The sequence below is a fragment of the Paenibacillus sp. FSL W8-0426 genome (assembly GCF_037969725.1).
Taxonomy (GTDB): domain Bacteria; phylum Bacillota; class Bacilli; order Paenibacillales; family Paenibacillaceae; genus Paenibacillus; species Paenibacillus hubeiensis.
Window position 1 is genome coordinate 2,921,547 of the sequence record NZ_CP150203.1, and the last position, 14,019, is coordinate 2,935,565.

Here is a 14,019-nt window from a genome sequence, read left to right on the forward strand (position 1 = left end):
ACCAACTAATCTTATGGGGGAATTCGTATGTTTAAATCAAACCGCAAACGTTTTTTCAGCCTGGCTTCGTTGACGCTGACCGCTTCGCTTGTACTTTCGGCCTGCGGCGGGGCAAGCAACTCGGGTACAGCTTCCGAGAGTGGGGGTGCTTCGGACAGCAGCGGCGAAAAAATCAAGCTGACCATGTTTATCTGGGCAGGCTCCAACCAGGATATCGTGCCTAAAGAAGTGGTTGCCGAATATGTCAAGGAACATCCGAACGTTGAAGTTACTTTCGAGGAATCCTCCAATGCAATCATGTATCCCAAAATGGTAGCAGGCAAACAGGCCGACCCGGATAACCCTGTCGTCAACTTCGGTTACTTTAACGCGGATGCCACGGCCAAAGGTGTGAACGATGACATGTGGGAGCCGCTGGATACCAGCATCGTGACGAACATCAAGGACATTCCCGAGCAGTTCCACCAGCCTGACAACAAAGGCGTCGTGTGGGGCGTATCGAGCTTTGCCCTCGTTTACAACAAGGATCTGGTAACCACGCCGCCGACGAGCTGGAACGACCTGTGGGAGAACGAGCAATTCAAAGGCAAGACGGCATTGTGGGATTACATGTTCTATTCCTATATTTCGCCGCTGATCGCGACCAAAGGACAGGAGATCGGCGCATCGTATGACAATCCCGAACCTGCATTCCAATATTGGGCTGACCATAGCGACCAAATCGGGACCCTCGTTACATCCAATGACCAGTTGAAAGCACTGCTCGAATCCGGCGATGCCCTGATTGCGCCATTCAGCGCACAGGTCGCCCAAACCTGGATCGACGGCGGTTCGCCGCTTGCCGTAGCCTACCCGAAAGAAGGAGCGATTTCGTTCCCGTATTCGCTCCAAGTCGTCAAAGGTTCGACGCCTGAACAAACACGCGTGGCCAATGAAATCATCAATGAGCTGCTGAGTGCCGACGCGCTGACACGTTACGCCGAAGCAACCGGCACGCCGGTGACCAGCACTGCCGCTGCCGTGCCGGATAAATACAAGGATGATCCTTCGTTCTCGGTAGAAACGCAAAGCAATGGCATCAATCCCGATTGGGACGTGCTCGCCCGGGACAGCTCTGCATGGAAGGAACTGTGGGATCGCCTCGTCAAAACCAATCTTCAATAATATAGTCGCCTGGAACATAGACGAATTTATCCCCAGGCAGGGATAGGAGGACCCGAGATGAGCAATGGGCAGGAATCCGTCTCGATCGAGGCAAAGCGCGTTACGAAAATTTATGGGGGACGGGCTGCCGTCGATCAAGTTACGCTTCAGGTCAACAAGGGAGAGTTTGTCTCCCTTCTGGGCCCGAGCGGCTGCGGCAAAACGACGCTGCTCCGAATGCTGGGCGGGCTCGAACAGCCCGATGACGGAATCATCATGCTCGGCGGGCAGGATGTCACGGGCGTTCCGGCATACGGCCGCAGCAGCAATATGATTTTCCAGCAGCTGGCGCTGTTTCCGCACATGGATGTATTCAACAACATCGCTTACGGACTCAAGGTGAAAAAGACGCCTAAAGCCGAGATCAAACGCCAGGTCCATGAGATGCTGGAACTTGTGCAGCTTGGGGATTACGGCAGACGGGCCGTATCGCAGCTGTCCGGCGGACAGGCACAGCGCGTAGCGATTGCGAGAGCGCTGATCAACAAACCCGAAGTGCTGCTGCTGGACGAACCGCTCTCCGCGCTCGATATGCAGCTGCGCCTCGACATGCAGCGGGAACTGAAGCGCATCCAGCGCGAATTCGGCGGCACCTTTATCTTCGTCACGCATGACCAAAGCGAGGCGATGAACATGTCCGACCGCATCGGCGTTATGCGTGCAGGCCAATTGCTTCAATACGCGACGCCGGACGAAATTTATGAGAAACCTGCCAACAGCTTTGTGGCCAAGTTTATTGGGGATACGAATCTACTGGACGTGTCCGTGGACGAGCCCGCTTCAAATGGGATCCGCGTGAGCATTCAGGGGCATTCGCTGCTTGCGGGAACAAACGAAGAACCTGACGCATTCCGGCAAGGTGCGAAGCATTCGTTATCGATTCGCTACGAGTATATTCGTCTTGGAGACGAGGCGGCCAACTGCACCAACCAATTGCAAGGCCGTGTTATCGAAAGTGTGTACGGCGGAGCAAGTATCCGTTATGTCATCGAAACGCTGGGTAACCTGCGCATCCAAGCAAGTGTTCCGCATCAGCGCGGAGGATTGCGCTATGCGCCGGGCGAAGCCGTGCAGCTCGGTTTTGATCCGGAAGATGCCTTGCTGCTCGCTGACTCCGGTGCGGGTGCGGCATCATGAGCCGGATTACCGAAAAGGTCGTAAACATGTATTCGTCCGGCAACCGCAAATGGACGACCCAATTGCTGCTCCTTTTGCCGGCATTGCTGCTAATGGGCATTGTGTATCTCGGCGGATTGCTGATTTTCGGAAGATACAGCTTCGACATGTACGACAACGGCAAGCTGGTTCGAGGTTGGGACTTAAGCACGTACCGCGCGTTTCTATCGGATCCATATTATTGGAAACTGATCGGAAACACGTTCCGCATCGCGTTTAAGGTTACAGCGTGGAGCCTGTTGCTTGCATATCCGCTCGCGTATTGCATCGCTGGTTTGAAGAAACCGGGATGGAAGCAGTTTTTGCTGCTGCTTACGTTTCTGCCGCTGCTCGTGAGTGCAGTGGTTCGTTCCTATGGCTGGCAGTTGCTTCTGTCCAAACAAGGTTTCATGAACTGGCTGTTCATTCATCTGGGCATGACCGAGGAAGGGTTCAATATGATGAATAACGAGACGGGCGTTGTCATTGCCCTTGTGCACATCTTTCTGCCGTTTATGGTCTTTCCAATCTTGAACGTGCTGTCGCAGAGCGATGCTTCGCTCAAAGCGGCGGCGCAGGATCTCGGAGCCGGCAGCTGGCGAACCTTTTTTACCATTACGCTGCCATTGTCGGCCAGAGGTATTGCAAGCGGCATCCAGATCGTGTTTACGCTGTGCCTGACTGCATTTACGACCCCTCAGCTGATCGGCGGGGGCAGGGTGATGACGCTGCCGGTCTTCATCTACCAGCGAACACTGGACACAAACTGGCCGATGGCGGCAGTGGCAAGCCTGTTCCTGCTGGTGTCATCCGTCGTGGTGTCGCTGCTGGTCAACAAAGGTGCGGAATGGCTTATGTTCCGTCGTTCCAGGGAAGGAGGACGTGCACATGGTTAAGTCGGGACGCGTAACCAAATGGCTTCTCGCGGTGTTCGTTGGGGCGGTCGCCGTATACTTGTTGCTCCCACTATTAATGATTGCATTCACGTCCGTAGGTTCCGGATCGGCAAGCAAATTTCCGCCCCAAGGCTTCACCTTGGAATGGTATGCCAATCTGCGGGAGCAAACCCAGTTTCTTGATGCTTTCAAAAACAGCCTGATCGCATCGGCGGGAGCCGTATTGCTGGCATTGGTAACGGGGACGCTCGCTGCAGTAGCCATCGTGCAGCATCCTTTCCCGGGTGCGGGATTGCTGCGGGCTTTCTTTGTATCGCCCATGGTCATGCCGAAAATTACGCTGGGAATCGCCTATCTGATTCTGTTCTCCAAAATGCACATCGCTGGCGGACTGTTCGGACTTGTATTGGGAGAAGCCGTCATCGTGCTGCCATTTATATTGACCATTGTGGGCAGTGCGTTGGCGAACCTGAAGCCGGTCCATCGGGAGGCTGCGGCCGATCTCGGGGCAAGCCCGTGGCGGATCTTTTTCACCATTACGCTGCCGCAGCTCAAATTCGCCATGTTGTTGTCCGGGTCGATCGCATTTGTATTTACGTTTGACCAGGTCGAAGCTGCGCTGCTGCTGCTGCGCCAGGACAGCTATACGCTGCCGATCCAGCTTTTCCTCTACATGGAGAAGTGGCAGGACCCCACGATCGCGGCCGTGTCGGTTGTACTGATCGTCGGTGCCTCGGCACTATTCATGGCGATCAAGCTGGTGCTTCGCTCCATTCCGGGACTCGAAGGATGGTTTGGCAGCAGAAAAAAATAAAAGGGAGGACTCGAAACTATGAATCCACAGCAACCATCCGAAGGTTCAAGCTTGAACAGGGACCGTGCGGATGAAGTCATGAAAGCGCAGGGACTCCAAGCGCTGGTTGCCACAACGCCGGAAAATATCCATTATGTCATTGGATCGCAATTGCGAGCCAGCAATTGGACGATGCAGATCTATGCCATACTGCCCGCCGACCGTTCGGCAAGGCCGTGCATCGTCATTCCGACGAATCGTCTGGGGGTCGTCGCCCAGTTCGGCATCACAAACGTTGACATTTTTGCTTATAGCGATTTCTTTGTTGAGGGAACAATCGAAGGCAAACCTTCCACCGCTGACATTGATCTGTTCTATTCCTTGCTGCAAACGACGGTGATTCACAAAGGAGCGGCAGATGCCTTGTTTGCTGCGTTGAAGCACCTTGGCATTGAAAATCAGCCTATCGGCATCGACGAAATGCGGATTGCGCCGGATGTTTGGGCCCAGGTCCAAGATGCCTTGCCGGATGGGGCTGTTGTTCCCGCGTATACATTGTTCCGGCATATCCGACTTGTGAAAACGCCGTTCGAGATCGAACGGCTGCGCCGCGCCGCTGAGGTCAATGAACGGATCGAGCGGGAGCTGATCGAGCTTATCGCGGCAGGCGTGCATGAAAAGGAACTGGCAGACCATTATCGGCTTGCCGTGATGCGCGCAGGCGGAACGCCGGCCATGACGGCCGTGGGAGCAGGACCGCGCAGCGCCTTGCCGCTGATCGAAAACTATTTCCATACGATCGAGCAAGGGGACCAAATCCGCTTCGATCTATGCATGCAGTTGGACGGCTACTGGGCTGATACGGGACGTACCGTCGTTGCCGGCGAACCGACGGCATGGATGAAAAAGCATTTCAACGCCGTAAAAAGCGGATGGGAGACGGCGCTTGAAGCCGTACGCCCTGGCGTAAAGGCCGCAGACATATTTCATGCGGCAGTGTCCCGCGTACAGCGCGAAGGCATCCCGCATTACCGTAGACAGCATGTCGGGCATGCCATCGGCCTGGAGCTGTATGATGACCTGACCGTTTCCCCGGGCGACCAGCACATTCTGGAGCCTGGCATGGTGCTGTGCGTAGAGGTGCCTTATTACGAACTCGGCGCAGGCGGCTTCCAGATCGAAGACACGGTGGTCGTGACGCCGGACGGATATGAGTTTCTGACTCGCATGGAGCGCAAATTGTTCACGAAATAACGAATCCCGGAAGGCTTCAAAGCAAGCGATCAGGCAGCTGCCGATCCAGGAGCTTTCCTGCCGAGAAAGTTGGAATTTCAATGATTCAGCAGGGAACCAAGACGTTTCGAAACATTAGCCTTGCGCTGTTTGCCGCAGGATTCGTTACGTTTGCGCTGTTATACAGCCTCCAACCGCTCATGCCGGAGATTAGCGATGCATTTGCCATTACTCCGGCACAATCCAGCCTGACGCTTTCCGTTTCAACGGTGGCGATGGCCATTACGATGTTGTTTATCGGCACGTTGTCCGACGCCCTTGGGCGGCGCTTGATCATGACGGCATCCTTGGTGCTGTCTTCCGTCATTGCCATTCTGAGCGCATTCAGCCACGGATATGCCGACCTGTTGTTGCTCCGCGTTCTGCAAGGCGTGGCGCTTGCAGGTCTGCCTGCCACGGCGATGACGTATTTGTCCGAAGAAATCGAACCCGCAAGCCTGGGGTACGCCATGGGATTGTACATCAGCGGCAATTCGATCGGGGGGCTCGCCGGGCGATTTATCAGCGGGGTCATTACCGACTGGTTCAGTTGGCGTACAGCGATCGGATTTATCGGCATGCTCGGCCTGTGCGCAGCCGTCGTCTTCTGGCTGCTGATTCCGCTGTCGCGGAATTTCGTCAAGACTTCTCCCGGCTTGCGCCAGGCGATATGCCTTCTATGGTCACAATGCCGGAATCCCCGGCTCCTGAGTTTGTACGGGCTTGGCTTTTTGCTGATGGGAGGCTTTGTTACGCTGTTCAATTACATCGGCTTTGAACTGACCGGTGCGCCGTATCACCTCAGCCAATCCCTGGTAGGCAGTCTTTTCGTCGTATATCTCATGGGCACCGTAAGCAGCACCTGGATGGGCAGGCTTGCGGACCGTTATGGGCGTTCCCATGTACTCGGCATTGCTATTGCGATCATTCTGGCGGGCGCGATCTGTACCATGCATTCGGCGCTGTGGGTCAAAATCGTGGGCCTCGCATTGTTTGCCTTTGGATTTTTTGGCGGACATTCCATTGCCAGCAGCTGGGTAGGTCTCGTTGCAGAAAATCACAAGTCACAGGCAAACGCCCTGTATTTATTCTTTTATTATGTGGGTTCAAGCGTTAGCGGAACCGGTGGAGGATACATATACAGTCATTTCGGATGGATCGGCATTGTGGGCATGATCGGGGTGTACGCCATGGCTGGCTTCGCGTTATGCCGTTTTCTCTTGAACGGGCGAGCCGGGCGGGAGAGCGGCAATCCGATCTGCTGACATTCGGCACGAACAAGTGAAAAAATGAATTGAAGCGCTGCTGACATAACGGTGTCAGCAGCGTTTTTGTATTCTGATGGGTGAGGCGATATAATCTGGACATGAAGGGAGCGGGGCGAATGAACAAAACCGAACGGCAGCTAGCCATCGTTCTGGAGCTTCAGCGTACCAGAGTGATCAAAGGCCAGGAACTGGCGGCCAAGCTGGAGACAAGCGTCAGAACGATTTACCGGGATATTCAGGCGCTTAGCGAAGCTGGCGTGCCTATTGTTGGTGCCCCCGGCACCGGATATTCGTTAATGGAGGGTTACTTTTTGCCTCCCGTCAGTTTTACGGCAGAGGAGGCCGTAACTTTGCTGATCGGAGCCGATTTCGTGGAGCGGCGTTTCGATGACCGATACGGGAAGAATGCGCAATCGTCGCGCCGGAAAATCGAAGCGATTTTGCCTGAACCGATTCAAAACGAAGCGAAGCGAATTCTCGGCAGCATACGCATGCTGCCCGATTTGAAGCAGCATGAGCACAAACGATCCGAGAAGTCACACCTGGATCTGATACGTTCCGCGATGCTGTCAGGCAACAAATTGCGTTTCAACTATGTCAAAAGGGTACCCGAACCAAGCGGAAACCGGGCTAGCGAACGGACTGTGGCCCCGCTCGGGCTTGTGTTGGTGCAAGCCGGTTGGATGCTGCTCGCGCATTGCGACCTTCGGGGAGACACCCGTCATTTCAAGGTATCCCGAATCAGTAATCCCGTTATGACGGAAGAAAGGTTCGAAGTGCCCACCGGCTTTAATTTACATGAATACATGCCGCGAGACGATCGGGATGTCCGTATTTCTGCCCGTTTCAATCCAGCTGTAGCGGATCGGGTGAAAGAAACGAACATTCACTACATGGAAACGGAAGAATGGCAGCCGGAGGGATACGTGGTTCATTTCCGGGTTCGACAGGAGGAAGAACTGCTGCAATGGATTCTCGGCTGGGGAGCGGACGTTGAAGTATTGGAGCCGGAATCATTCCGCTTGAGGGTTAGACAGGAAATCATGCACATGATGGCGCGCTACTGAACAGAATCCCAAACGTCAATTGAACTTCGAGGGAACGACGTTATAGTATTTTATAAATTGCCTTAGAAAAGGTAAAAGGATCGGCATCCCCCAGCCGTTCGGCAATTTTTGCTGCGGATTTACGCCCTTGTGCATATAAAAAGAAGATGCCGAAGACCGCTCCCGTCTAATGTCGGGGAGCGGTCTTTGGCATTCGGACATAGCAGCCGCCTTATTTTGCGGGAAAGCTGTATTTCCGGGCAAGGGATATGAGCAGTGCGATGCCAGCAAAGCAACGCCTGCAAGAATCGGGCAGCGAGAATCAGGGCATAGCTGGAAGAAAGGGCGGTAACCGTGTTAAAGGCGGCAAAACCAATGATGGATGCAGATGAATCCGGTCATGGCCAGTGCGAGTTCTATACATTAATTTCAATGCAGTATACTTGTCAAGCACTTCTGGATCGATTAGTATAATGAGCATATTCAACGCTTGCTGGCCGCCGAACGCGACGCTTCAAAACGGTGGCTGATTCGCAGTTCTTTTGCGAATTTATAATAACGTTCGGATTTGTTTGGGCAAAACCGGGCAACCCGGCGTATAATGATATATACATGTATTGAAGACAAGGTGGTAGAAATCATGAATTCTTATCAGGCATTATGCCAAACCCTGTTTGGCGATTTCCCCGAGGAACATATCAAATATTCCGAATTGATCCGGAATTATACGTATACAAGATTGGGCGGCGCCGCCGATGTGCTGATGTTCCCGACAACGGTCGACGAAGTGGCAGCCATCGTGAAACGATCAGCCGGGAATGACATCCCGTTGACGATTCTGGGCTATGGTTCGAACATGATCGTGCGGGACGGCGGCATTCGCGGCATTACGATGTCCCTCCAAAACCTGAACAAGATTGAAGTGTACGGAAACACGATCATCGCCCAGAGCGGGGCGGCGATCATAGACGTTTCCAGACAGGCGCTGGCATCCAGCCTCACGGGTCTTGAATTTGCCTGCGGCATTCCGGGCTCGGTCGGTGGAGCGCTCTACATGAACGCCGGAGCTTATGGCGGCCAAATGTCCGATGTGATGGAGTCGGCGACGATTGTCACTGAGGCGGGAGAAATAATGACGCTGCAGAGCGAAGATATGCTGCTTGGCTATCGCAAGAGCGTATTTATGGGCAAGAAGGACATCATCATCGATATCAAGCTCAACCTGGCGCCTGGAGATCCGGTGCAGATTAAGGCCAAAATGGATGAACTGACCTATGCGCGGGAGTCCAAACAGCCGCTTGAATATGCTTCCTGCGGAAGCGTGTTTAAACGTCCGGAGGGATATTTCGCGGGCAAGCTGATTCAAGATAGCGGGCTGCAGGGAACCCGGATCGGCGGCGCGGAAGTGTCCCGTAAACATTCGGGTTTCATCGTTAACGTGGACAATGCGACGGCGCAGGATTACATCGAAATGATCGCGCTCATTCAGGAAACGGTGAGCCGCAAATTCAACGTGGACCTGGAGACGGAAGTCATCATCATTGGTGATGAGGCGCCGGCAGGCAGCTAAGCACGCATCTATAACCATAACCGAAGATTTTGGTAAAAGGACCTGCAGCTCAAGCCGAGCGGCAGGTCCTCTTCATTTTCATGTCTGGTGCTGATCTTCTAATGATAACGTCGCGAAGTACTCGACAACGACCTCGCGAAAATCATGGGCGGCACGAGAGATATATCGGTTTTTGTGCGATAACAGGGCGATTTCCCGCACCAACTGAACGTCTTCTACTCGCAAATAAGATATCCGCTCTCTCGGATTTTTTGCTGTGCCCGGGATGAATCCAATGCCGATCCCGGCTTCCACCAGCGAGCTCAGCCTGGCGGGTTCATCTCCTTCGTACACGTAGTTGGGTACGAATCCGACCGATCGGCATCTGGCATCGACGAGGTCGCGCGTAGCGTAGCCTTTTTTTACGCCAATAAACCATTCGTCCTTTAATTCCGACAAAGGCACGCTGTGCCGATTGGCCAGTCGATGACCATGGGGGACGGCCACGAGAATCGGGTCGGCATATACCGTTTCGCAGTGAATTTCATCCGATTTAACCGGGGGCGAAGACAGGCAGAAGTCGACCTCTCCGCGATGAAGGCGAACCAGCATCTCATCCGTGGTCAGCATTTGCACATGAAAATGAAGATGAGGGTGCTTTTGCCGAAAAATGCTCAAAATTTGCGGCAGCCGGCTTGCAGTGGTTACGGCCAGCTCCAACGTACCGTGTTCCGGACCGGACAAGTCCTTGAGCTCCTGCTGTCCCTGTTCCAATTCAAATAATGCTCTCTCCGCACGCTGAAGGAAACGGTTACCGAATTCATTCAGCCGCAATTTCCTTCCCGTACGGTCGAAGAGGGGCACCCCCAAATCCTCTTCAAGCCGCTGAATCGTTTTGCTTAACGAAGACTGGGTAACGTGCAAGCTCCGTGCTGCCTCGGTGACATGCTCCAGCCTGGCGACGGCCAAGAAATAGTGCAATTGTAACAGTTCCATCCCCATTCTCCTTTGCTTATTCCCTTAAGTACATGAAATCATAACATAAAATGCGTTGGAATAAATGAACAACCTCCGGTAAGATGACATCATCAACAACAGGAGGGTACCACAATGAATGTAAATCGCAGATGGTTAATCATTTCGGTAGGGCTCGGCATTTTATTGAACCCCTTGAATTCATCCATGATCTCCGTGGCCGTGGCCAGGCTGAAAGAAGTGTATGCGCTGGATTTTGCGACGGTATCGTGGATCGTGTTTTCGTTTTATGTTGCAAGCGCAATCGCCCAACCCATTATGGGCAAAGCCAGTGACCTATTCGGGCGCAAAAAAATATTTTTGACCGGCCTTGCCGTGGCTTTTATCTCCTCCTTGCTGGCGCCGTTGTCCCCAACCTTTGGCTGGTTAATCGTTTTCCGGATCATACAGTCCATTGGCACAAGCATGATGATTGCCGTTGGCATGGCACTCGTTCGCGTGCATGTGACGACCAAACAAGGGGCGGCCTTGTCGGTATTGTCCATTTTTTTATCCGGCGCGGCTGCGATCGGACCTTTTGTCGGGGGAATGCTCATCCATTGGCAGGACTGGCCAGCCATTTTTCTCGTCAACGTTCCGTTCGTGGTGGCAGGGTTCCTGTTATCGTGGAGGTTCATTCCGGCTGAAAACACGCGACAGTCCGGAGCGAGAGCAAGATCTTTTCGCGAATGGTTGCAGTTCATCGACTTCTACGGCATATTGCTGTTCTCCTTGGCGTTGATCGGCACTTTGGTAAGCTTGCTCTCCTGGAGCTCTGTCGGAAAATGGTCCTTGTGGCCGGTAATCACCGGGGTTGTCGGGTTAATCGCATTCGTTTTGTTCATTAGGCGCGAACTGGCTATAGATAAACCATTTATTCCTTTGCGGGCGTTTGTCCGGTATCCGGGCATGGCTTGGGTCAACGTACAATACATCCTGATCAATGTGTTATACTATGCGCTGTTTTTCGGCGTGCCTTCGTACTTGCAGATGGTTCGGGCCGTTGAAGAATTTAATACGGGTTTGATCATGCTGACGCTGGGACTATGCTCGCTTGTGGCATCGCCGTTTGCAGGCCGTTGGGTGGATCGTGCGGGAGCCCGGCCAGCATTGCTGGCTTCCAGCGCACTTATGGTGTTTGGTTCCATATGGATGGTGAGTTTGAATGCGTACTCGTCCGTTTTCGGGGTGATCGTGGCTTTGGCTGCATTCGGGATCGCCAATGGCTTGAACGGAGTGGGAATACAGGCAGCGCTGTTCCATAGTTCACCCCATGAAATGATCGGCGTCGCATCCGGACTGTTCAATACGTCGCGATATTTGGGTACGATCGGCTCGTCATTGTTAACAGGCGTTATTATGGGTAAACAGTTCAGCGCCTCGGGATTTCGTGTGCTTGGTCTGGTTCTTGCCGTCATTGCCGTGTCTCTGGTTATCATTAACCTGAAAAAGTCCGAATCAGCCGTAGTGGACAAGACGTTTTCATGAAAACTATAATATCTGTGCCAGCATATATAAATTGAACGATATAATTAACGAGAACGGAGAGGGCAGAAAGAATCTGAAGAAGCGAAGCGGTCGCCTAAAAGCTTTCTGAAGGAAAGCTGCATCGGAAGCATAAGCTATCACCGGATTTCCCCTTGAGAAAGGGATAAGAAAAATCTGGGGATAACAGCGATCGGAAGATGGTTCTGACCACGTAGTGGCTCTGTGTAAATAGTGATTCTGAATTCCGATGGGAGCGTGGGCAATGATCACCAAAACGATCGATGGCGTTTCGTTTGATTTGCATGAAGACTTCGATTTTGAGTTTCTGTCGGACTATGGACGCGTGTTTAAAGTTTATGACCAGCAGGATTCGGGCAATTTGTGTTTCGGAGTTCAGAGTGCAGAACGGAAACGGTTTGTAAAACTAGCGGGAGCGTCGACCGTGCGGTCCAATACAAGCCCGGATGAAGCCGTGAGTCGCATGAAAGGCACGATTTCCATTTACGAAGACTTGTCTCACCCCGCGCTAATCCAGTTGATCGGGCATAAGGAAGTTAACGGAGGATATATTACCGTGTTCGATTGGTTTGAGGGCGATTGTATGGGTAGGCAGTATGCGTCACATGCACGGTTTGAAACGTTGCCGCTGACAGAAAAATTAAACATCTTTCATGAAATTGTGTTATTCCATATCCATGTTCACTCACGAGGGTACATCGCCATCGATTTTTATGACGGTTGCATCTTGTACGATTTCGAGCGAAAGCAAATGATGCTGTGCGACATCGAGTTCTATAGCAAAAACAAACCGATCATAAACACGATGGGGCGGATATGGGGGTCAAGCCGTTACATGTCGCCGGAAGAGTTTCAACAAGGGGCCGTGATTGACGAAAGATCAAATGTGTATCTGATGGGTGCTGCCGCTTTCCAGCTGTTCGGCGGCGGAACGGATCGTTCGCGGGAAGCGTGGAGAGCAGGGGATGAATTGTACCCTATTGCCTTGAAGGCCGTGCAGGCGGAAAAGGCAGAGCGGTACTCAAGCATTAACGAGTTTCATTCGGCTTGGACGGAAGCTTTAGCCCGATAAGCCGGATGAGGGGAATCGGTTAATCATCGTTGCGGAAATTTCATGGGATTAATCAAAATATACGGATGCACGCAACCATGAGCATAATCAAAAGGGCGGACCTGTTAACAGGCCGCCCTTCCATTTTAGCTATACGACTTACAGCGTAGCGACGTCAATGACGAAGCGATAACGAACATCGCTGCGCAGCACGCGTCCGTACGCTTCGTCTACCTGATCGGCGGAAATGACTTCGATCTGCGGCACGACGCCATGTTCTGCGGAAAAATCAAGCATTTCCTGGGTTTCGGCGATGCCGCCGACGAGGGAACCGGCAATGCTGCGTCTGCCCATAATCAGCGAAAATACGCTGAATTGATTCGGCTCGGCCGGCGCACCCACATTAACCATCGTGCCGTCGATGCGCAGCAGTGACAGATAAGCATCCACATTGAGGTTGGCCGATACGGTGTTCAGGATCAGGTCAAAGCGGCCCGCGAGCGTCTTGAACGTTTCCGCATCGCCGGTAGCATAATAGTGGTCTGCGCCAAAGCGGAGTGCTTCGTCTTTCTTGTCCATGGAGCGGCTCAGCACAGTAACCTCGGCCCCAAGCGCGTGCGCGTATTGGATCGCCATGTGGCCCAATCCGCCCATGCCGACGATGGCTACTTTTTTGCCAGGGCCTGCATTCCAATGTTTCAATGGGGAATAGGTCGTGATGCCTGCGCACAACAAGGGACTTGCCACATCGAGGCCGAGGCTGTCCGGAATGCGAACGACAAATCCTTCTTTGACGACGATTTTTTGGCTGTAACCGCCGTATGTCGGGTTTCCGTCATAATCCAGGTTGTTATAGGTTTGTACCACGCCTTTGGTGCAGTATTGCTCGTCTCCATTCAAGCAGTATTCGCACTCACCGCAAGAATCCACGAAGCAGCCAACGCCAACGCGGTCGCCGACTTTGAACTTGGATACTTCCGATCCTACAGCTTCGACGATACCGGCAATTTCGTGGCCAGGGACCATCGGGAAGATGCCGCCGCCCCATTCGTCGTAGGCGCTATGGATGTCCGAATGGCAGATGCCGCTGTATTTGATATCGATCAGAATATCTTGCGGACGCAGGTCTCTGCGCTCGATCGTCGTTCTTTCGAATTTGGCTTTTGCGCTTGGTGCGCTCAATACTTTGGTTTGGCACATGATTCAAAACTCCTTTGTGTATTTATTTTTAGTGAGAATTTTAAAAAATAGAGAGTGTTGCTGCAG

12 protein-coding genes are annotated in these 14,019 nt (G+C 52.9%); 10 read left to right on the forward strand and 2 right to left on the reverse strand.

Going from position 1 to position 14,019, the window contains the following annotated elements; genetic code table 11:
- The first annotated feature begins 27 nt into the window (after positions 1 to 27).
- From MKY59_RS13325 to murB, 8 genes are all read left to right on the forward strand, one after another.
- Positions 28 to 1,164, forward strand: coding sequence for an extracellular solute-binding protein (locus MKY59_RS13325; RefSeq protein WP_339277978.1), 1,137 nt, complete (start codon positions 28 to 30; stop codon positions 1,162 to 1,164).
- A 57-nt stretch (positions 1,165 to 1,221) separates the two neighbouring features.
- A complete protein-coding gene (locus MKY59_RS13330) occupies positions 1,222 to 2,340 on the forward strand; it encodes an ABC transporter ATP-binding protein (RefSeq protein ID WP_339277979.1) in 1,119 nt (372 codons plus the stop codon).
- Entirely contained in the window at positions 2,337 to 3,254 is a 918-nt protein-coding gene (locus MKY59_RS13335) for an ABC transporter permease (RefSeq protein WP_339277980.1), read from the forward strand. The genes MKY59_RS13330 and MKY59_RS13335 overlap by 4 nt, the downstream gene beginning before the upstream one ends.
- Entirely contained in the window at positions 3,247 to 4,068 is an 822-nt protein-coding gene (locus tag MKY59_RS13340) for an ABC transporter permease (protein WP_339277981.1), read from the forward strand. The genes MKY59_RS13335 and MKY59_RS13340 overlap by 8 nt, the downstream gene beginning before the upstream one ends.
- Positions 4,069 to 4,086: 18 nt before the next feature.
- Complete coding sequence (locus tag MKY59_RS13345) at positions 4,087 to 5,301, forward strand: Xaa-Pro peptidase family protein (RefSeq protein ID WP_339277982.1); 1,215 nt, start codon at positions 4,087 to 4,089, stop codon at positions 5,299 to 5,301.
- Positions 5,302 to 5,381: 80 nt separating this feature from the next.
- Complete coding sequence (locus tag MKY59_RS13350; RefSeq protein WP_236416935.1) at positions 5,382 to 6,584, forward strand: MFS transporter; 1,203 nt, start codon at positions 5,382 to 5,384, stop codon at positions 6,582 to 6,584.
- 119 nt (positions 6,585 to 6,703) lie between these two features.
- Positions 6,704 to 7,654: a YafY family protein gene (locus MKY59_RS13355; RefSeq protein ID WP_339277983.1), complete on the forward strand. Its 951-nt coding sequence runs from the start codon at positions 6,704 to 6,706 to the stop codon at positions 7,652 to 7,654.
- A 619-nt stretch (positions 7,655 to 8,273) separates the two neighbouring features.
- Positions 8,274 to 9,203 carry a UDP-N-acetylmuramate dehydrogenase gene (murB, locus tag MKY59_RS13360; RefSeq protein WP_339277984.1) on the forward strand — a complete coding sequence of 310 codons (930 nt, stop codon included), beginning with the start codon at positions 8,274 to 8,276 and terminating at the stop codon, positions 9,201 to 9,203.
- Positions 9,204 to 9,281: 78 nt separating this feature from the next.
- Here murB and MKY59_RS13365 read toward each other — a convergent pair whose 3' ends face one another.
- The gene (locus tag MKY59_RS13365) at positions 9,282 to 10,178 is read right to left on the reverse strand and encodes a LysR family transcriptional regulator (protein ID WP_339277985.1); all 897 of its coding nucleotides are present in this window, start codon (positions 10,176 to 10,178) and stop codon (positions 9,282 to 9,284) included.
- Between the two features lie 114 nt (positions 10,179 to 10,292).
- Here MKY59_RS13365 and MKY59_RS13370 point away from each other — a divergent pair, with 114 nt between their 5' ends.
- Together MKY59_RS13370 and MKY59_RS13375 are read left to right on the forward strand one after the other, a co-directional pair.
- A complete protein-coding gene (locus MKY59_RS13370) occupies positions 10,293 to 11,684 on the forward strand; it encodes an MFS transporter (RefSeq protein WP_339277986.1) in 1,392 nt (463 codons plus the stop codon).
- 262 nt (positions 11,685 to 11,946) lie between these two features.
- Entirely contained in the window at positions 11,947 to 12,774 is an 828-nt protein-coding gene (locus MKY59_RS13375) for a serine/threonine protein kinase (RefSeq protein ID WP_339277987.1), read from the forward strand.
- Positions 12,775 to 12,912: 138 nt separating this feature from the next.
- On the opposite strand, the gene MKY59_RS13380 is transcribed toward MKY59_RS13375, so the two are convergent.
- Positions 12,913 to 13,953, reverse strand: a complete 1,041-nt coding sequence (locus MKY59_RS13380; RefSeq protein ID WP_339277988.1) for an NAD(P)-dependent alcohol dehydrogenase — start codon at positions 13,951 to 13,953, stop codon at positions 12,913 to 12,915.
- Positions 13,954 to 14,019: the final 66 nt, after the last annotated feature.

Coding starts and splice junctions, on each gene's coding strand:
- MKY59_RS13325 (WP_339277978.1), top strand. CDS start 28: ATGTTTAAATCAAACCGCAAACGTTTTTTCAGCCTGGCTTCGTTGACG.
- MKY59_RS13330 (WP_339277979.1), top strand. CDS start 1,222: ATGAGCAATGGGCAGGAATCCGTCTCGATCGAGGCAAAGCGCGTTACG.
- MKY59_RS13335 (WP_339277980.1), top strand. CDS start 2,337: ATGAGCCGGATTACCGAAAAGGTCGTAAACATGTATTCGTCCGGCAAC.
- MKY59_RS13340 (WP_339277981.1), top strand. CDS start 3,247: ATGGTTAAGTCGGGACGCGTAACCAAATGGCTTCTCGCGGTGTTCGTT.
- MKY59_RS13345 (WP_339277982.1), top strand. CDS start 4,087: ATGAATCCACAGCAACCATCCGAAGGTTCAAGCTTGAACAGGGACCGT.
- MKY59_RS13350 (WP_236416935.1), top strand. CDS start 5,382: ATGATTCAGCAGGGAACCAAGACGTTTCGAAACATTAGCCTTGCGCTG.
- MKY59_RS13355 (WP_339277983.1), top strand. CDS start 6,704: ATGAACAAAACCGAACGGCAGCTAGCCATCGTTCTGGAGCTTCAGCGT.
- murB (WP_339277984.1), top strand. CDS start 8,274: ATGAATTCTTATCAGGCATTATGCCAAACCCTGTTTGGCGATTTCCCC.
- MKY59_RS13365 (WP_339277985.1), bottom strand. CDS start 10,178: ATGGAACTGTTACAATTGCACTATTTCTTGGCCGTCGCCAGGCTGGAG.
- MKY59_RS13370 (WP_339277986.1), top strand. CDS start 10,293: ATGAATGTAAATCGCAGATGGTTAATCATTTCGGTAGGGCTCGGCATT.
- MKY59_RS13375 (WP_339277987.1), top strand. CDS start 11,947: ATGATCACCAAAACGATCGATGGCGTTTCGTTTGATTTGCATGAAGAC.
- MKY59_RS13380 (WP_339277988.1), bottom strand. CDS start 13,953: ATGTGCCAAACCAAAGTATTGAGCGCACCAAGCGCAAAAGCCAAATTC.